Origin of the sequence: Wolbachia endosymbiont of Drosophila simulans wHa (assembly GCF_000376605.1) — a bacterium.
GTDB lineage: Bacteria > Pseudomonadota > Alphaproteobacteria > Rickettsiales > Anaplasmataceae > Wolbachia > Wolbachia pipientis.
Genome location: NC_021089.1, coordinates 931,199 through 949,414, shown reverse-complemented (window position 1 = coordinate 949,414; position 18,216 = coordinate 931,199). Strand labels below are relative to the sequence as shown.

16 protein-coding genes and 3 pseudogenes are annotated in these 18,216 nt (G+C 34.3%); 10 read left to right on the top strand and 9 right to left on the bottom strand.

Annotated elements, in window-relative coordinates; translation table 11 throughout:
* Positions 1-43 precede the first annotated feature (43 nt).
* Both WHA_RS07560 and WHA_RS04290 read right to left on the bottom strand, forming a co-directional pair.
* Positions 44-988, bottom strand: a pseudogene (locus WHA_RS07560) (IS110 family transposase).
* Between the two features lie 320 nt (positions 989-1,308).
* Complete coding sequence (locus WHA_RS04290) at positions 1,309-1,761, bottom strand: hypothetical protein (RefSeq protein ID WP_015589289.1); 453 nt, start codon at positions 1,759-1,761, stop codon at positions 1,309-1,311.
* 140 nt (positions 1,762-1,901) lie between these two features.
* On the opposite strand from WHA_RS04290, the gene WHA_RS04285 reads away from it, so the two are divergent.
* Entirely contained in the window at positions 1,902-2,936 is a 1,035-nt protein-coding gene (locus WHA_RS04285) for an aspartate-semialdehyde dehydrogenase (protein WP_010962945.1), read from the top strand.
* 883 nt (positions 2,937-3,819) lie between these two features.
* On the opposite strand, the gene WHA_RS04280 is transcribed toward WHA_RS04285, so the two are convergent.
* The gene (locus WHA_RS04280) at positions 3,820-4,314 is read right to left on the bottom strand and encodes a Smr/MutS family protein (protein ID WP_012673308.1); all 495 of its coding nucleotides are present in this window, start codon (positions 4,312-4,314) and stop codon (positions 3,820-3,822) included.
* A 92-nt stretch (positions 4,315-4,406) separates the two neighbouring features.
* Between WHA_RS04280 and rlmB the strand changes: the two genes are divergently transcribed.
* From rlmB to WHA_RS04265, 3 genes are all read left to right on the top strand, one after another.
* Complete coding sequence (gene rlmB / locus WHA_RS04275) at positions 4,407-5,171, top strand: 23S rRNA (guanosine(2251)-2'-O)-methyltransferase RlmB (protein ID WP_015589288.1); 765 nt, start codon at positions 4,407-4,409, stop codon at positions 5,169-5,171.
* A gap of 79 nt (positions 5,172-5,250) precedes the next feature.
* Positions 5,251-5,973: a Bax inhibitor-1/YccA family protein gene (locus tag WHA_RS04270; protein WP_015589287.1), complete on the top strand. Its 723-nt coding sequence runs from the start codon at positions 5,251-5,253 to the stop codon at positions 5,971-5,973.
* Positions 5,974-6,510, top strand: coding sequence for a cytochrome c oxidase assembly protein (locus WHA_RS04265; RefSeq protein WP_015589286.1), 537 nt, complete (start codon positions 5,974-5,976; stop codon positions 6,508-6,510). It abuts the gene before it with no gap.
* 253 nt (positions 6,511-6,763) lie between these two features.
* Here the strand turns inward: WHA_RS04265 and WHA_RS04260 are convergent, their stop codons facing one another.
* Positions 6,764-7,465, bottom strand: coding sequence for an ankyrin repeat domain-containing protein (locus WHA_RS04260; protein ID WP_227738557.1), 702 nt, complete (start codon positions 7,463-7,465; stop codon positions 6,764-6,766).
* Positions 7,466-7,580: 115 nt separating this feature from the next.
* Between WHA_RS04260 and WHA_RS04255 the strand changes: the two genes are divergently transcribed.
* Entirely contained in the window at positions 7,581-8,558 is a 978-nt protein-coding gene (locus WHA_RS04255; RefSeq protein ID WP_015589284.1) for a quinone oxidoreductase family protein, read from the top strand.
* 348 nt (positions 8,559-8,906) lie between these two features.
* Here WHA_RS04255 and WHA_RS06530 read toward each other — a convergent pair.
* Positions 8,907-9,855 (bottom strand): annotated as a pseudogene (locus WHA_RS06530) (IS5 family transposase).
* A complete protein-coding gene (locus WHA_RS06935; protein ID WP_179943636.1) occupies positions 9,840-9,977 on the bottom strand; it encodes a hypothetical protein in 138 nt (45 codons plus the stop codon). The pseudogene WHA_RS06530 and the gene WHA_RS06935 overlap by 16 nt, the downstream one beginning before the upstream one ends.
* Before the next feature lie 122 nt (positions 9,978-10,099).
* On the opposite strand from WHA_RS06935, the pseudogene WHA_RS04240 reads away from it, so the two are divergent.
* The 4 genes and pseudogenes from WHA_RS04240 (at position 10,100) to WHA_RS04220 (ending at position 14,407) form a co-directional block, all read left to right on the top strand.
* Positions 10,100-11,483 (top strand): annotated as a pseudogene (locus WHA_RS04240) (IS4 family transposase).
* Positions 11,484-11,640: 157 nt separating this feature from the next.
* Positions 11,641-13,254, top strand: coding sequence for a hypothetical protein (locus tag WHA_RS04230; RefSeq protein WP_015589283.1), 1,614 nt, complete (start codon positions 11,641-11,643; stop codon positions 13,252-13,254).
* A 302-nt stretch (positions 13,255-13,556) separates the two neighbouring features.
* Entirely contained in the window at positions 13,557-13,904 is a 348-nt protein-coding gene (locus tag WHA_RS04225) for an IS630 transposase-related protein (RefSeq protein ID WP_022626382.1), read from the top strand.
* A 167-nt stretch (positions 13,905-14,071) separates the two neighbouring features.
* Entirely contained in the window at positions 14,072-14,407 is a 336-nt protein-coding gene (locus tag WHA_RS04220) for a transposase (RefSeq protein WP_049973597.1), read from the top strand.
* A 416-nt stretch (positions 14,408-14,823) separates the two neighbouring features.
* Here the strand turns inward: WHA_RS04220 and ubiB are convergent, their stop codons facing one another.
* Complete coding sequence (ubiB, locus tag WHA_RS04215) at positions 14,824-16,254, bottom strand: 2-polyprenylphenol 6-hydroxylase (RefSeq protein ID WP_012673305.1); 1,431 nt, start codon at positions 16,252-16,254, stop codon at positions 14,824-14,826.
* On the bottom strand, positions 16,251-16,991 hold the full coding sequence (locus WHA_RS04210; protein WP_015589282.1) for a metal ABC transporter ATP-binding protein: 741 nt from the start codon (positions 16,989-16,991) through the stop codon (positions 16,251-16,253). The genes ubiB and WHA_RS04210 overlap by 4 nt, the downstream gene beginning before the upstream one ends.
* Here WHA_RS04210 and WHA_RS04205 point away from each other — a divergent pair.
* Entirely contained in the window at positions 16,983-17,864 is an 882-nt protein-coding gene (locus tag WHA_RS04205; RefSeq protein WP_015589281.1) for a zinc ABC transporter substrate-binding protein, read from the top strand. The genes WHA_RS04210 and WHA_RS04205 overlap by 9 nt on opposite strands.
* Positions 17,865-17,920: 56 nt before the next feature.
* Here the strand turns inward: WHA_RS04205 and WHA_RS04200 are convergent, their stop codons facing one another.
* The gene (locus WHA_RS04200; protein WP_010082632.1) at positions 17,921-18,196 is read right to left on the bottom strand and encodes a helix-turn-helix domain-containing protein; all 276 of its coding nucleotides are present in this window, start codon (positions 18,194-18,196) and stop codon (positions 17,921-17,923) included.
* Between the last annotated feature and the right edge of the window lie 20 nt (positions 18,197-18,216).

Genomic DNA, 18,216 nt, shown 5'->3' with positions numbered 1-18,216 from the left:
TGCCCAATCTGGATCCCAGATACTGTCTCTGCTGTCAAACAAATTATCCAACAAAATTACAATTAAATGGTTGATTCTTTTTAAGAATACCAAAAAAGACATGCATTAATTTTCGCATTAACGCAAGAACTATGACTTTTGGACATTTGCCTTTACTTGCTAGACGCTGACAAAACTTTTGAAAATGATTATTATGGTTTTTGACTACTATAGCTGGCATATAAAGAGCTTTTCGAATACGCTCAGATCCTATTTTGCATATGCAACTTCTCTTACTTACTGACGATCCCGATTGATAATGTCCTGGCAGCAAAAGCTGTAAATTGTTTAGCATTGTCAAAGTTATCAACTGATGGCATTTCTGCGACAACAGCAACAGCAGTAAGATATCCTATACCTTTTATAGTCTTAAGGTTTTCCACCATATTTTTTAGATGTGGATAGTTATTTATATGCTCATTAATTTCTTTTTCGAGAACAATAATTTGCTCCTCTATTGCCAAAATTACTTTAGATATAGCTTCTTTGCAACTGGAATGCATATTTTTGTTTTCCAAGCGATTTGTCTGTTGCACCTTATCATCTTTTAGCGATTGCATGCAACGCCCTCAAATGCCTCATTTCAGGTGCAATGGGCTTCCAAAGAGCAGGTTTGTTGGCGATACAAAATCTAGCTATCATAGCTGCATCTGATTTATCTGTCTTATTTCTGAGCAGCTCACTTTTGCCAAAAGCTTTCTGGGTTTACTATACTGACATTATGTCCTAAATCATGCATAAAAGTAGCCAAATCTTCTCCATACCAACTAGTTGCTTCAAGACATAAATGAGTAAGATTTGCTCCATGGCCATTGCACCAAACTACAAGTTTTGCAAAACCATCTTGATTATTTTGAAAGACTTTGTGTCGTTTTTTACTGTCCACTAACAAACAAACATCAAATTTCTTTTTTGAAATATCCACACCCAAAATAGCATTTACTTGCATAAAATTGCCTCCAAGACTATAAATAAACTGAGAGTTTAGACTAACCTTGTAATACGGGATATAATTCCAAAAGATACTGTTCAGTCTTTAACTCTATGGGAGGGAAGCAAAATCTGGCTTAATGGCATTAGTGTCGCATCAGCTTCACCCTCCCTGTGAGGTATTTTAGCTCTAATGCCTCACATCATAAAGATACAAGTGTCACGCACTGGGATGACGAGAAAGGAGCACTGGAATTTTTGTTTCAATATTTGTACATGAGCCATGCATCTGAACAGATACAATGTTATAACTAGAGATAATTTTTAAATGATTGATATTTATGAACTACGACTTTTCTTGTTGTCCACTTGTTCAACATTACCCTTCTCAAGTTTACTATCTACTTCTTTTGTGTGTTCATCATCTATACTAGTTTCATCTTTTATCTTACTAGGGTAATCTTCCTGCGATTTTTTATATGCTTCCATGTTGTCATATATAGGGTTACTGATGATTTCTATTTTTTCAGGTGTGAAAATCCTTGCTAAAAATCTCCTTATTATTGGTATTGACCTTAAGAGATCTCTTAGCTTTGAAGATTCTTGTCTTTTGTTTAGAGACTGTTGGTCTATTTTAGAGGTTTTTACACCATACTTTTTATCATCAAAATTTATTGTAGGCTTTCTTTTATTTGAAAGAACACTTTGGGCCTTTGATCCATTGGTTCCTTCAGGCCCTTGAGGTGTAGACATTGCAGGTTTAACCTTAGTTTCATCGTATTCCTTACTCATCTTTCATTTCATTATGTAATATTACTAATATTGCATAATAATAGCTAAATTACAATTAATTGCAAGGTAAAAATATTAAAACAATTGTAAATTTTGTCAGTAAAAATATAATAGAACTTTAAAATTAGAGGTTCATCTATATGAGATACAAAATTGCTGTTATTGGAGCAACCGGAAGAGTAGGGCGTGAGGTATTAAGCACGCTTGCTGAATTTCAAGATGAGGCGATAGATTGCGTTATTGCACTTGCATCGAAAAAATCAGAAGGGAAGAAGGTGAGCTTTGGTGACAAAGAGTTAACAGTTTTATGCCTTGAGGATTATGACTTCGTTGGAACTAATGTAGCCATTTTCTGTGCTGGATCTCATGTTTCTGAAGAGTATGTACCAATTGCAACACAGGCTGGATGCATCGTGATAGATAACAGTTCCCATTTTAGAATGAAAGAGGGTGTGCCACTCATTATTCCAGAGATTAATAAAGAAAAAATTATGGAATATAAAAACCACAACATAATATCCAATCCAAACTGTACTACAATACAGATGCTGCTAGTACTACATCTATTACACCAAAAAGCAAAAATAAAGAGAATCGTTGCTTCAACTTATCAATCAACTTCTGGTGCAGGCAAAGCAGCAATGGATGAGCTCTATGACCAGACAAAAAAAATCTTTATGAACGAAGCTAAAAAACCCAAGATATTCTCTAAGCAAATAGCATTCAATTGCATTCCCCATGTAGGAGAATTCATGGAAAATGGTTCTACAGAAGAGGAATGGAAAATGCAAGAGGAGACAAAAAAAATTTTAGAGGAAGATATAAAAGTTACTGCAACTTGTGTAAGGGTACCCGTCTTTATCGGTCACGCTATGGCAGTAAATGTGGAATTTGATCAACATATCACTGAAGAACAAGCTCGTGAAGTGCTAAGTGAAGCCGAAGATAGTGGAGTTTTAGTGTACAACAGGCGTGAAGATAGTGAATACATAACTCAAATTGATGTTGTACAGGAGAATGCTGTATATGTATCGCGTATTAGAAGAGACAATACTGTTGAGCACGGATTAAATATGTGGATAGTGGCTGACAACCTGCGCAAAGGCGCAGCATTAAATATAGTGCAGATTCTTGAGATTTTGATAAGAGAGCATTTGTCAATCAAGTGCATATAGAGCGCACGTACGTTGTAATTCGAAGGAAATTGTATATCACATGGCAGCGCGTGACGCTGGAATGGCTTTGTTGCATCGCTACTTATGAAAGGCTAACTATAATTAGGATTATAAGCAACTTATTGAAAATCTTGTTTTTTTTGCAATCAATCTGATCAAATTTAAGAATAGTAACTTGTTATTTATATTAATAAATTTAATTCTATTGAAAATAGCTAAAGCATTGAAATTCTTGAATTTTAGCCGGATTAGTGAGTGGTAGTGAAATTTCTTTTACTCAAATTTAGGTATTCACTGACCGTTCTTTTTATAAATACCAGAATAATAAGCTACTGATATTCTCCACCTTTTTTATCTTTAATCCATCATAGCTAGCGATGCAACAAAGCCGGCTGGATTCCAGTGTCAAGCACTGGAATGACACCATTTGCTGTGCAGTTTACCTTCAAAAATGAATGTTCGTACAGCTATGGAATAAATCGCGGTATGACGGTTCGCAGCGGTATAGTAACTCGTCACCCCGCTACTTGTTAGCGGCTGAGATACCGCGGCGGTATGACGTAGAAGCTATACTTTTATACTCACCAACTCAGTATCCAATCTGGATCCAAGTAGTCAAGCTATTCGGATGACACCCTCATAAAGTGAAATGAGATCCCGCTAACACGTAGCGGGATGACGAGAAAGGGGCTACTCGGATGACACCCTCATAAAGCGAAATGAGATCCCGCTAACACGTAGCGGGATGACGGGAAAAGAGGTACTGGGAGACATCCTTCCTGGTAGACCCAAATCACAATGTTCGCACAGTTGTGCGTCACGCGCTGCCGAACACTGTATGGTTATACAAGAAAAATTAAGGCTTAAAAGGAAACTTAAGCAGCTAATAGGACCTAAGCCTTCTTAATAAAACATAAAAAGCTCCTTTACCACCATGTTTTTTCGTAGCTTGCTGGTAGTATAGAACCATATGCTGGATTTTAGTATCATTTAACCACTTATTTAAGTTATTCTTTATAGTGTCTGTTTTATTTGTTGCACTGCCGTATCCCGTAATTACCAATAAACATCTATTCCCTGCTCGATAATTTTTGATAATAAAATCTATCAATTTACAGTAAGCATCCTCTATATTATAGCCATGCAAATCGAGCTTGTCGCTTATAAAATATTTACCCCTATCAACTTTTGATTTTGTGTTTTGGTCAAGACAAAATGATGAGTTACCATTATTGGTATTAAGAAAATTCCCTTGTAAGTCGGAGGTACCTTTATCAACCATAGACTTTATATTTACTTTATGATCAACTTTCAAAGTAACTTTTCCACATTTTATTGGCTTAACATTTTTTTGCCAATCCAACTCATCGTCCGACATAAACGCATTAATCGAATTGTATAATTTTACAACAATATTCAAACATAGTAAAATGTTGCTTATTCTATAAAAACCAGATTTTCGATAATACGATGAAATCGTCAAAAACTAATGAGAATTTTTGGCTGTATGGAAAGCACACCTGCATGTCAGCACTGAAGAATAAAAATAGGCGGTGTATAGAACTGTTAGTAACAGAAAATTTCTATAGAGAACACGAAAAAGAAATTAAGCAATGTGCAAATAGTAAGGGCATTAAAGTTCGATTAGTAGAAAACAAAATACTTAATGACGTTTTACCCAAAGGTGCTAATCATCAAGGGATTGCTTTAAAAGTTGCTCCTATCCTTCATAACTTAAGCATCGAAGAAGTAGCTGAAAGCTCAAACGACAGCTCTACTATAGTCATTTTAGATCAAGTCACTGACACGCACAATATTGGGTCAATTTTAAGAACTTCAGCTTGTTTTAATGTCAATGCATTGGTTTTACCACATAACCACTCACCGAGTGAAAATGCATCTATTGCAAAAGCAGCAAGTGGAGCTTTAGATATCGTTCCGCTAATATACGTTACAAATATAGTGAAAACTATGGAGTATTTAAAAAAGGTCGGCTACTGGTGTTACGGGTTTGATTGCAATGCTAAAGAAAATATAGATGAAATAAAGAGCTTTGAAAAAAAAAGAGTAATCATTTTTGGCTCTGAAGAGAAAGGGGTACGAAGACTAGTTAAAGAAAACTGTGATTATCTTTTAAAAATCCCAATATCAAACGTAATTGACAGCTTAAATGTTTCAAATGCAGCAGCAATAGGCCTATATTCTATTTATATTAAAACAAATGCCAGCGCATAGCTGTTTATAATAAAAACACTTGAAAAAAATATGGTTTTATATTATAATGTGTTAAGTAATGGATAAAAGGAGTTATATTATGTCTTATATGAGAAATGAACAGGATATTCGCTCTCAAGGCGCTTATTATAGTGCTGGGCTTAGAAGTTACCTAACTAAAGTATATAATTACATGGCTTTAGCTTTGGGCGTCACAGGGCTTGTTGCATTCCTAACAGTGTTTTCTGGTCTTTTTCAGGTGATTCATTCTAATCCCGTCCTATCGCTTGTGGTAATGTTATCTCCAGTTGCATTGGTGTTCTACATGTCTTATAGAATTCAACACCTAAGTGCTCAGTCTGCCGTTACTATATTTTTCTCGTTCTCAGTGTTAATGGGGCTTTCCTTATCTTATATTTTTATAGTTTATACTGCAGAAAATATAGCAAGGGCGTTTTTCATTACATCAATCATGTTTGGCTCTATGGCTTTATATGGTAATACTACAAAAAGAGATCTTACAAGTATGGGCTCTTTCTTGATTATGGGAATCTGGGGGTTAATCATTGCGTCTATAGTAAATTTATTCCTTGGAAGTAGTCCTCTCTACTTTGCAATATCGTTTATATCAGTAATAGTATTTACCTTAATGACTGCGTATGATGCTCAAAGAATCAAGGACGTTTATTATAAACATAATGACGGATCAGAAGTTGCTACTACTAAATTGGCAATACTCGGTGCAACTAATCTTTATTTTGACTTTATTAATATATTTCTCAATCTACTCAGGTTACTTAACTTGTTCAACAATAGGGATTAGATGTTTTCCTTTTTAAGGAAAGGCAGTAAGAATTCTATAGTTTTCTTTCTAATATCTCTAGTTGTATTGATGTTATGTCTTGCATATGCATCGGTGCCTCTATATAGCATTTTTTGTAAAGCTACTGGGTATGGTGGCACAATAAGAAAAGTAACTAACACAACAACAAATATAACTAACCAAAAGATCAGGGTCCATTTCAATGCTGATATAATGTCCGATCTACCTTGGGAGTTTAAATCAGAAACTAACTACGTTGACGTAAACATAGGAGAACAAAGTTTAGCGTTTTATTACGCAAAAAATCTATCTGATCAGCCTTCATTTGGTATGGCGGTGTATAATGTTACGCCTTTCAAAGCAGGTAAGTATTTCAATAAAGTTGCATGCTTTTGTTTTGAAGAGCAAATGTTGCTAGCAAAACAAAAAGCAGCTATGCCCGTATCTTTCTATATAGATCCTGAGATAATGCTTGATAGTAATACAAAAGATTTGAGCGAAATAACACTATCATACACGTTTTTTAAGCTTAAGTAATAAACTTTTTCCTATTGTCACCCAAGCAGCGTGAGCTATAGCTAAACTGACTTAGATTTACCGACAATTTGAAAAACTGTCATTCCGCTACCCGTTAGCGGGATCTATGCTTTGAGATACCGCGGCGGTATGACGTAATCCGATAAGGTAAACCTCGTCATCCCGCTACTTGTTAGCGGGATCTCCGCGGCGGTATGACGTGTTAGCTATAGAAGGAGTGCGTTGTTATTCAAATAATGATTATGCAACAGATCTATTGAATTGAGCAGGAGTTCTTATTTGCTTTTTGCGCACCGACTACTTGTGTCTCAGTGCTTGGTGTTATCAATTCCCATCCTTCATTCTTTGCTTCACAAGCATTCCAATATTGAGCCAATTCCTTATTATTTTTTACAGAATCTGGCATTTTTTCATGAGGTTTTTTTTCCAATGTATGCTTAATTAGAATCTTACAGCAATCTTTGCATTCAATTGACTTCTCTGCATCATATAATTCAGTAACACAATCTAAAGCGGTATTTCCACCGTAGTGTTCATGTGGGCTATCACTTACCCCCGCTTCTATGAGAGCCTTTAACACGTCTGGAGAACGAGTCAAAGCGCAGGCATGTAAATATCCTTTTTCATTTTGCACGTTAGTACCTGCTTTTATTAAAACTTGCGCTAGATTTGGTAAAGCGTGAGGTTTGTTATTAATAGCAATAGAAAAAAGACTATCTACTGGAAAGCCATCATAGTCTTTCAAATCAAATTTGTGATTAATATCAAAACCTTTTTTTTCCCAAGAAGCATATAAATATTCATAATAGTTTTCTTTGCTTGAAGTTCGCATTCCACTTTCTAGCCTTTCTTTTATTTTTTTTATTATATTACTAGTATCTAAACCGTTATCTTTATCCACTTTGTACAACACATTATACAAAACACTATAAAGCAAATTTTCTCTATCCATCATAATTTATACCTTAAAACTATTAATATGCACTTATATAGTATATAAACTCTAAATAACATTTTGCAAAATATTAATTGTTAGATAACATAATCAAAGTTTTTATCTTACATTCATCATGGTTAGAGCTATACAAATTAAAAAAACTGGGGGACCAGAAGTATTAGAATTTGTAGATAAGAATATAGGTGAGCCAAAAGGCGAGGAAGTCTTAGTGCGTCACACAACTATCGGCTTAAATCGTTATGATTTAGAGCACAGAAAAGGTACGCGCAAAATTAAAAATTTACCATCAGTGCTTGGGGTAGAAGCAGTGGGAGTTATTGAAAAGCTTGGTAAAAAAATCAGTGATGGGTTGAAGGTCGGAGATAGAGTTGGATATTGCACAGCTCCTCCAGGGGCATATTGTGAAAAGCGCATTATACACCAGAAATATCTGATAAAAATCCCAGATGACATATCTGATGAAGTTGCTGCTGCAGTGCTGTTTAAAGGTATGACAGCTCACTATTTAGTTAATCAATCTTATAAAATCAGGCCTGGTGCTTTTGTGCTAGTTCATGGAGCTAATGGTGGCTTAGGGCAAATAATATGTCAATGGGCGAAGGATAAAAAAGGTGTAGTGATAGGTTCTGTAAGCTCTGATGAAAAAATGAAGATAGCTTTACAAAGTGGCTGCACATACGCAATAAACTACAATGATAAAGACTTCGTTTCTAAAATTATGGAGATTACGCAAAACAGAGGAGTAGGTGCAGTATATGACCCCATAGGTTACGCTACAAGCAAGCTCTCTTTTGAATCTTTAGGCAGGTTCGGCATATACGTTTCCTATGGGCAGATATCAGGTAACGCTCCTATTAGTTTTTCTTTACTTAGTTCACGCTCGTTATTTGCAACTGGAACCTTAATATATCATTATAAGCATGATAGATTCACATTAGTGCTTACCACAATGGAAATCTTCGAGATGATAAGAAAAAAACTTTTAACTGTACGGATCAATAAAAAATATAAATTTGATGAAATAATTCAAGCCCATCGCGATATGGAAAACAGAAAAGCAAGTGGGTTAAATATTATCAAAATCTCTTAAATAAACTAGTAATTTAAACTAACCATTCATTAAATCATATCAACTAGAACTTCACATATTTAATTCTCCTTTTGAGGGAATTAAAAGCATATAGCTAAACTGACTTAGGCTTACCGACAACCGTCATCCCGCTACGTGTTAGCGGAATCTATACCGCGAATAGACTTCTTGCATAACCCAAATTAAGTAGAAAAAGGTATCATCCGAGTAGCTGACACTGGTTCCTTTATGACGGTAGTAGCCCCCCTTCTCCTGTCATTCCAGTGCTCTCTTCTTGTCATCCCAGTGCCCAGACACTGGAATGGCTTTGTTGCATCACACTTTATGAGATGGTGATTTATGGTAAATTCATGTAACTATCTCAAATTTAGCCATACCAATATCAGTGAATTTATTAAGCAAATAGCATTTGATTAGCAGTTCTTTTTCTCGATTTATCTCAGATTTATTCCTAAAACTAAATCCGAATATTTGCTTTAATCTTGAGAAAAACCCTTCAATATAAGATCTTTTCCCATAATTTACTTCTTTTTTCCATTCTTTCATGCCATCTTCACCGTATAATTTTATTAACCTAATAGCAGCATTCCTGTCAGACATATAATCTATTTCTGGATGTTCTGCCGCATTGTTTATTGGTGGAATTTTTGTCTTTATATCATATTCGTTACACAACTTATAAAACTTGTGCCTATCACATGCTCTATCTGCATATAGTGCTTTTATGGCATGCTGAAAATCAACTTCTTTTAGCAAATCACAAGCTCCATAGTGATCAGAGTAGACACCGTTACTGTATTTTACAGCTATGGCTTTTTTGTTGTTTATATTCAACATTACGTGCAATTTTCTCGTTTGCTCATAGCCACGATATTTTCTGTCAGTGCTATTTTCCTTGCTGTGACCAGGAGTGTTGTTGTATATACTAATTCCTGTACTGTCTATAGCAATTTCGATATCTTCCATATTATTTTCTGCAATCATTTATCTTAATATTAAGTTTCTTAAACCTTCTTGATGCTTGTGAATAGCTGATAACTGCCAAATCTCTTCCTATTTGTTGCAAATACCCTTTTATAAACCCGACTGTTTGTCTTAAACCAATTCTAAAGAAACTGACGATTATATGCACCAAAATCACAACTTTATCACTATAAATATAGTTGCCGCCCTGCATTTTTGGACAATTCTCGTACCAATTTTCTATGGCGTCATTGATATAACAAAAAATGCTTCCTCTTTCTTGGAGAAATTTGTTATATTCATGGCAGTTACTGACTCTCATTTTTTGTGGCATATTTTTTCTTCAACAGTTAAATGGCTATTTATAATGAATTTTGTCAGTAACTGCCAGTTCTTTTCACTTGAGCGATGCAACAAAGCCCACTGGAATCCAGTTTCACCTTGTGATGGTGTCATGAAAGTAGCTGACACTGGTTTCCATCCAAGACGGTGTCATTCCTTACTATTACCCACAAATATAAATGGACTAAAAAGTAAAATATTACAATATTAAAGTTTGCAAATATTGAGGGTGTAAAATGGCAAGTAAAAGTAGTGAATGGGCTAAAAATGAATTTGGAGATAAAAGATTAACTGACCGATTAGTAAAGATTGCTGATAGTTTGATAAGTTTACCTGAAAGCTCAATTAATGAGGCATGCGGAAGTTGGTCAGAAGCAAAAGCAGCATACCGTTTTTTTCAAAATGAGAATGTAAAAGAAAGTGATATTTTAGCTACACATATTAATAAGACGGTTGAGAGAACAAAAGCTCACAAGAGGGTTCTTGTCATTCAAGATACCAGTTACATTGTATATAATAACCATAAAAAAACAAGCGGATTAGCAAATTTGTCCAGTTATGATACTGCAAAAGGTATTATAATGCATACAGCTCTTGCCGTTAGTATAGAAGGTTTGGTACTAGGGATACTAGATCAAAAAGTTTATTCAAGACCTGAAGAAACTGAGAACCTTAAAAAAAAGAGCGATCGCATTGAAGATAAAGAAAGCGTAAAGTGGTTGGAAACTTTAAGAAAAACAAATAATATTATTGATCCAACTCAAACTGAGACTATAACTGTATGCGATAGAGAAGCAGATATATATGACTTTTTTGAGCTTGCACATAATCTTAATTCGGCAGTGCTAGTTAGAGCATGCAGAGATAGAGCAGTAAATAGAAAATCTCGATATCCTGAAAAAGGTGAGCAGAAGTTATGGGCATTTATTAAATCCTCTCATTGTGCAGGTACGGTAGAAGTTGAAGTTCCTGTAAAAGATAATAAGCCAAAAAGAACAGCACGTTTGGAAGTTAGATTTGGAAAGTTTATGATGAATCCATCTAAGAATAATATTAGGCATAAGACGGAAGAACTACCTAAATTACCACTTTATGCAGTTTATGTTGTTGAGAAAACTCCCCTTCCCTTTAAAAAAACCGCTAGAATGGATGCTATTAACGAATCTTTCAGTTAATACTTTCGATGAAGCTGTTGAAAAAATTAGTTGGTATTGCCTTAGATGGAAAATAGAGATATTACATAAAATTTTAAATTCGGTCTCAAAGTTGAAGAATGTAGGCTTGGAATAGCAGAAAGACTAATGAGATATCTAACAGTTATGAGTATTATTGCTTGGAGGATCTTCTTTATTACATCAATTGCAAGAGCTAACCCAACATTACCATGTACTACCTTATTAGCTGAAGAAGAATGGAAAGTTTTATACGTTAAAATACACAGAAAACCATGTCCAAGTGTAGTTCCCAACATAAAAGAAGCTGTTTCATGAACTTGGAGGCCATTTAGCAAGAAAAAATGACCCAAAACCAGGACCAATTACTCTTTGGAAAGGATATAAACGTCTCTTTGATTTAGCAGAAGGATGGCGACTTGCTCACGAACCTCATATTTGTGGGTAATAGTAAGTTGTTAGGGGGATCTGGAGATACCGCGGCGGTATGACGTAGGGAAATCTTACTTATTATAGCTATAGTTCTACATGAATTACAAAAGTAATATTTACTAGATCTTAATATTTTAGATCTATATTTTAATAAATAATGAGCTGTAATTAGTATGAATAATCCATTTAAAAGTGAGAACTATAAAAAAAATCTCGATTCTCTGATCAAAGCTGTAAAGCTAGGAAATGCAGAGAAACAATATAACAAAACGTTAAGGGATTTATCTCATGAATTAGAAGGTTTTACAGGTGAGGCAAAAGGTATAGCTGAGTTTGTTATATATACTGACTTGAACAATTATGTAGAACAGCCATTAGGTCTTTTTAAAACATTAATGAATAGAATTTTGGGAAAAAATTTTCCAACCAAGAACAGTAGTATAAGTAATTTTGTAAATGATGAGTTGTCAAGTTTCACTTTAGAAACAGCAGCTAAGTATACAAGAATTTTAAAAAAAATTGATCTCTTGGAACAATTAGAAAAAGATTTCAGAAAAAATAATATTTTAAAAGATTCTTTAAATTTAGAACAAAGTGAAAAGAGTCAAGGAAAAGATAGATCACACGAAGTGAGTTTGGAAGGTAGAAAGCAAAAGGAAGGTACTTTTGAGCTGCGAAAAGAAGAACAGCCGAAAGAAAAATTAGGTGGTAATCGCATGAGGCAAATAAAGCGACCAACAACAGCACCTCCGGCTGCTCCAGATTCGAGGAAGGTACGCTTTAAATCAGAAATATCCTCAGATGGAGAAAGCAAGGCAAAGTCTACATCTTCTTTACTAAAAGGAGCTAATAGTTTTAGTATGCCTGATGCTAAGGAAAATCCTTCTGAGGATTCAGGCTATGAAAGTTCATTAGATCAGGGGTCTGAATATGAAGACATATCAAATTATCAAGAGAAAAAGCAAAAGGAAAATCCTTTATATGAGCAGAGAGAAGATTCAGGCTATGGAAGTTCATTAAATGAAGAGTCTGTATACAAAGAGATATCAAATTATCAAGAGAAGAAGAGTAAAATTTTAATAGAAAATTCGCAGAGTTCAAAATCGCCCAAAGAAGAGCCAATTTATGCAACAGTTCCTAAAGAACATATAGAAGCAAAAAGAGAACGTAAGCAGAAACAACAACCTCAATCCCTCGTACCACCAAAACCACCGCAAGTGCCAAAAAAAATGTTTACTACTGGTCAAGAAGTTAGACAAGAATCGAAAGTGGTAATCAAAGATAAACCTGCAGTACCGCCAAAGCCTAAAAATCTAAGCCGTGCTAATCAAAAAGTAAGCACAGAGCCAAAAGTAGTAGGAGTAATTCTTAAAAAATCAGCTGAAAGAGTACCACTAGAATCTGAAAATCAAGACAATAGGAAATCAGCACAAAAAGCTGCTGGTAAGGCGATACCAAAAGTAGCAGCAGCTACTATGAAAGGAGGAGCTAATCGCGAGATGGGCAGTAAAGTAAAGGCATTAAAAGAAAAATTTGAGCAAAATCAAGCAAAAGGAAATGCTAATGTACAGCTTGCTGAAAGCAAAACCACTCCAGCAGCACAAGCGGATATCGGTGTGAAGAAAAAACAATCTCATTCATTTCTAACAGAGAATAAAAGATCTGCAACGAAACACGTAACAGCAAAATCTGATCCAAAATCTCATATCAGCAAAAATTCCCTTCTCACGCATGCAAATGTAAAGGAAATGGTTGCACAAATTGAGAAAGGAAAAGGAGGAAGATAGTAACATTGAAACACGTAACAGCAAAATCTGATCCAAAATCTCATATCAGCAAAAATTCCCTTCTCACGCATGCAAATGTAAAGGAAATGGTTGCACAAATTGAGAAAGGAAAAGGAGGAAGATAGTAACATTTGGGAAAAAAACATATGTGTCAAGTCAAGAGATTGTGAGCAAATTTAGGAAATTATAGCTAAACTGACTTAGATTTACCGACAATTTGAAAAACCGTCATTCCGCTAACTATAGTATTTTCAAAAGCGAATGATAAAGGTATAATATGTTTTTTTAAAGTAGGGAAAGCGATGGTATATAGTGTAGATTTAAGGGAAAAAGCAGTGTCTTTGGTAGAAAAAGGAAAGTCAAAGGTTGAAGTTGCAGAGGTTTTTGAGATAGGGATAGCAACACTATATAGATGGCTAAAAAAGAAAGCTACTGGCCAAGGTCTCAAAGCGGTAAAAAGTACTGGTTTTATTCGAAAAATAGATCCAGAAATACTCAAAGAATATGTCAAAAAACACCCAGATCACACACTAGCAGAAATGAAACAAAACCTTGGCTTTGGGATAAGTGCAATTTGGTATAGATTAAGACAGCTAAAAATAACCTTTAAAAAAAGTCACATTCTATCAAGAGCGCAATCAAGAAGATAGGCAGCAATTTATCGATAAAGTCTCAAAAATAGACCACTGTAGCATTTTATATATAGATGAAGCAGGAGTTGATAATAGACTATACCGAGAATATGCACGAGCTCCAAGAGGAGAAAAAATATATGCTGATGTTCCAGGAAAAAAGCGGGAAAGAGTGAGTATAATAGGTGGATGAGAAGTTTATTGCACCAATGACCTTCACAGGAGGGTGTAATAAAGATATATTTAATGTATGGTTAGAGCGAAGATTACTTCCACAATTACAGCGTGATACAACCATAGTTATGGATAATGCTACATTCCATAAAACTCCCAAAACAAAGTCATTAATAGAGTCTTTTGGCTGTCATTTGCTTTATCTTCCAACATATTCACCTGATCTAAATCCGATAGAGCATTGTTGGCACACCATCAAAAGTTGCCTCAGACCTCTAATGCATCAATGTACAGACTTACACCTTTTAGTTGGTAATACCATTTTAGACGTTTATCATTCGTTTTAGAAAATACTATAGTTGAAATAGCGCAGTTACTCACCCCATAAATTTGGTGCTCTCTTTCAATCAAAGGTGTCTTGCTGCTTGAAATGTTTTCTTTGTAAAAATTTGGCTTATCTTTATATCATCTCATTCAAACAGCATTAACATAACTTATGCCTTTTTTGGATGTAGAAATTTTCTAGGAATTGTCTTTTTGAATTCTATGGTATTTTGTTTAACATTGAAACAGGAGGCCAGTGTCACGCACTGGCATGACACCCATTTGTTCCTATAGTTGTCTTTTCTCGTCTACCTTATTTTGCCACTCTGCTGAACAGATACATAAAGAAAGTGGAAAATTGGACATTCTCAACTCGGCTCCTGCAGATTAAAAATTAAGTTGAATAAAAATTGGATTTGACGCAGTTTTTTCCCATAGTTTAAGAAATTAAAAGTTTAACGATTAGAATTATAATTACAAACCACAATAAAAAATAGACTTTTCCATTTGATTTATTTTTAATTTGGATGTTTTCTAATTTTTTATCAGCTATTAGGTTCAATTTTTCTATAAGGCTAAATATCCCTTGGATTGTTTTTACAGGATAAGAACTTCTAATTTTTTCCCTATACCCTATTTTACTTTCATGTTGACTGCTTATCCACGCTTCAACTACTTTCCACATATTGATTTCTGGGTAGATCTTTCTACATGTCCCTTCCAGTAAAATCATAGTTTTCTGCAGCAATAACAATTGTGTTTGAACTTTCATATCAAAATCACCAGTTATTTTTAATAGCTGAGCAAGTAAACTAGCAAATGAAATCTTCTGTATAGGCTGCCCAATAATGGGTTCACCTATTGCCCTGCAAGCTGTGACAAAATTTCTATGCTGTGATGAAACGTAACCAGCTTTAAAGTGCATTTTTGCAACGTGATCATAATCCCGATTTAAAAAGCCTTTGAGTATCTCTATAACGTAATAGCATGTCTCACGATCTATTCTACCCATGATTCCACAATCCAGAGCAATAATATTGTTATTACTATCAACCATTAGATTTCCAGGATGCATATCAGCATGAAAAAAACAATCCCTGTATACCTGATTACAAAACGATTCTATAAGATTGATAGCTATTTGCTTATGATTATTCAGTTTTTCAACTTCGTATATTGGCGTTGCTTCTATCCATTCTAATGTTAAAACCTTTTTTGCAGTTCTATTCCAATCTATTTCAGGTACATAAAAACCTCTGTCATTTTTTGTGTTTTCCTTTAGTTCCGAAGAGTGAGCAGCTTCAAAACGTAGATCTAACTCTAATCGGCAAATTTCAGCAAAAGTTTTAACTAATTCAATTGGCCTCAGCCTTTTTGATTGTTCGCTAAATTTTTCTGCAATTTCTGCAAGCCAAGAAAGCATTTTTATATCTCTTGAGAATGTTTTCTCAATATTTGGCCTTAAAACCTTCACAGCAACTTCCTTACCCTCAGTTGTAACCGCTCTATGCACCTGAGAAATCGATGCTGCTGCAATTGGCTTTTCAGAAAAGCTTGAAAAAATGTCGCTCAATTTACAATTAAACTCACTTTCTATAGTTTTAACTGCTATTTTATGTGAAAATGATGGCAATCTATCACATATCAATAACAAGTTATTTGTTATATCTTCATTTAAAACATCAGTACGTGATGAGATAGACTGCCCAAACTTAATGAACACCGGACCTAATTTTTCAAGAGCACACTTTAGCTTGTGGCCTTGTATTTTATTTATTGATTTTTTTGATGGTGGAAGTAAATAAGGTAATATATTGTAACGCGTCAGCACCGTAGTTATGTGCAGAAGACGCAAAATATTTTGAATCATTTCGCTGCGTAACTGCTAAATATTTCATTTAGGGTTCTATTTTTCATAATCTCATCAGGCTTGCCTTGGCAATAGATAGTATTATTTATACAAATTATGTAATCTGAGGATGGTAGAGCAGAGTTAAGATCATGAGAAGTCATAAGAATCGATACCAATCGTTTTTTTGCTATTTTATTTATAATATCATAAAATTTAGCCCGCGCGTTAATATCCATTGCACTAACTGGTTCATCTAGAATGATCAAGTCAGGCTCTGCAATTAAACAACGTGCAAGTAGCAATAATTGTGTTTGCCCTGCAGAAATTTCTAACACTTGATTCTTCAAAATGTTACCGATACTAACCAACTCTATCGTTTCTGTAATAATGGATTGATTTTTCTTTAGTCTTTTCAAGGAGCTATTTAAAAGGAAATATTCAACTGTTATTGGCATCAAATTACTAATACTAAAATTTTGCGGCATATAGCCAATTTTTATGTTGTCAGCAAATACGATATTACCGGTACAGCTTTTATTTATGCCAGCAATTGCTTTCACTAAAGAGGTTTTACCTCCACCATTTGGACCAAGTATTGTAATTATGTCTCCTCTTTCCATGAACATATTGATATTGTCAAGGATTCTTTTACCATCATATGTGAGAGCAAGATTTTCTATTTTTAGAACACGATTATTGACATTATTCAATTTATTGACAAAATTTAACTTCTTCTCAACGTTTATATGAGACATTTACTGACTTTTTTTCTATTACTTTCATTTACACTATACTATAATATCGCCTTTTCATCCAATTTAAAAGTTGTAGCTACAATCAAACCTATCCACTCACTTGTAGCTTCTATTACAGAAGGGATTTTAGAACCGGAATTCCTTGGCTATGCAACATCTGCGCATAATTATATATTAAAGCCATCTGATGCGAGTAATTTAGAATCAAGTGACGTTATATTTTATGTTGACGATAACTTAGAGACGTTTGTTCAAACTTTCGCCAAAAATAATAAAGAACTAGTGCAATTGTCAAAGGCAATCAACCTACTTCCTACTCGGCCACATTCATTTTCTAGAAAAATTACTCACATTAAAGATGAAAAAGATTTACACATTTGGCTGAGTCCCGAAAATGCAAAGAGCATGATACTTTCTGTAAGTGCAACATTGTCTAACATAGATAAAGAAAATTCCCATCGATACAACTCTAATGCAACAAAAGCTATAAAAAAAATAGACCAAGAAGTAAAAGAAATTATGAAAGAACTGAATGATTTTAAAAATCAAAAATATATCGTCACTCACGATGCTTATCAATATTTTGAAAAATATTTTGGTTTAAATCACCCAAGTGCCATTCTTTCCATAGAAGAGGATTCTTACATAGGTATGAGGAGTTTAATGAAGCTAAAAAAGATAATGAAGGAAGAAAACGTTAAATGTATATTTGCTCATTCACAGGAAGACAGCATAAAGCCTAATGCTCTTTCTAATGACGCAAAAATGGTAGTTCTTGATCCTATTGGATCAGACATAGAGCCTGGAAAAGATGCATATCTAGCTATAATCAATAACATTGCACAAAATTTTAAGTCTTGTTTTGTTGAGTAATAAGTTCCCTTTTAGCTTACTGTTTTATTGTTCTGCATTTATTTGTCCTTTACATATTATGCAGGTTTAGAATTATGCTTTATTCTTACGTTTATGTCTTGGCCCAATACAATCAATAAGTTAAGCAAGTATTCTAAGGAGAACCCTTCGATTTTTGACCTATTGATTTGAGATACTTTAGGTTGATCAATCTTTAGAGCGTTTGCTGCTTTTTTCTGTGTTGTGTACTTCTTACTTATTAATTGTGCAATGACCTTTATTAATTTCAGTTTTGTATCTTTCACATCCCCCAACTCTACTATTATAGGATAACTTAATTGTAAATTTTGCATAATAATAAAATCCCTTATAA

Coding starts and splice junctions, on each gene's coding strand:
- WHA_RS04290 (WP_015589289.1), bottom strand. CDS start 1,761: ATGAGTAAGGAATACGATGAAACTAAGGTTAAACCTGCAATGTCTACA.
- WHA_RS04285 (WP_010962945.1), top strand. CDS start 1,902: ATGAGATACAAAATTGCTGTTATTGGAGCAACCGGAAGAGTAGGGCGT.
- WHA_RS04280 (WP_012673308.1), bottom strand. CDS start 4,314: ATGTCGGACGATGAGTTGGATTGGCAAAAAAATGTTAAGCCAATAAAA.
- rlmB (WP_015589288.1), top strand. CDS start 4,407: ATGAAATCGTCAAAAACTAATGAGAATTTTTGGCTGTATGGAAAGCAC.
- WHA_RS04270 (WP_015589287.1), top strand. CDS start 5,251: ATGTCTTATATGAGAAATGAACAGGATATTCGCTCTCAAGGCGCTTAT.
- WHA_RS04265 (WP_015589286.1), top strand. CDS start 5,974: ATGTTTTCCTTTTTAAGGAAAGGCAGTAAGAATTCTATAGTTTTCTTT.
- WHA_RS04260 (WP_227738557.1), bottom strand. CDS start 7,465: ATGATGGATAGAGAAAATTTGCTTTATAGTGTTTTGTATAATGTGTTG.
- WHA_RS04255 (WP_015589284.1), top strand. CDS start 7,581: ATGGTTAGAGCTATACAAATTAAAAAAACTGGGGGACCAGAAGTATTA.
- WHA_RS06935 (WP_179943636.1), bottom strand. CDS start 9,977: ATGACACCATCACAAGGTGAAACTGGATTCCAGTGGGCTTTGTTGCAT.
- WHA_RS04230 (WP_015589283.1), top strand. CDS start 11,641: ATGAATAATCCATTTAAAAGTGAGAACTATAAAAAAAATCTCGATTCT.
- WHA_RS04225 (WP_022626382.1), top strand. CDS start 13,557: ATGGTATATAGTGTAGATTTAAGGGAAAAAGCAGTGTCTTTGGTAGAA.
- ubiB (WP_012673305.1), bottom strand. CDS start 16,254: ATGATTCAAAATATTTTGCGTCTTCTGCACATAACTACGGTGCTGACG.
- WHA_RS04205 (WP_015589281.1), top strand. CDS start 16,983: ATGAGACATTTACTGACTTTTTTTCTATTACTTTCATTTACACTATAC.
- WHA_RS04210 (WP_015589282.1), bottom strand. CDS start 16,991: ATGTCTCATATAAACGTTGAGAAGAAGTTAAATTTTGTCAATAAATTG.
- WHA_RS04200 (WP_010082632.1), bottom strand. CDS start 18,196: ATGCAAAATTTACAATTAAGTTATCCTATAATAGTAGAGTTGGGGGAT.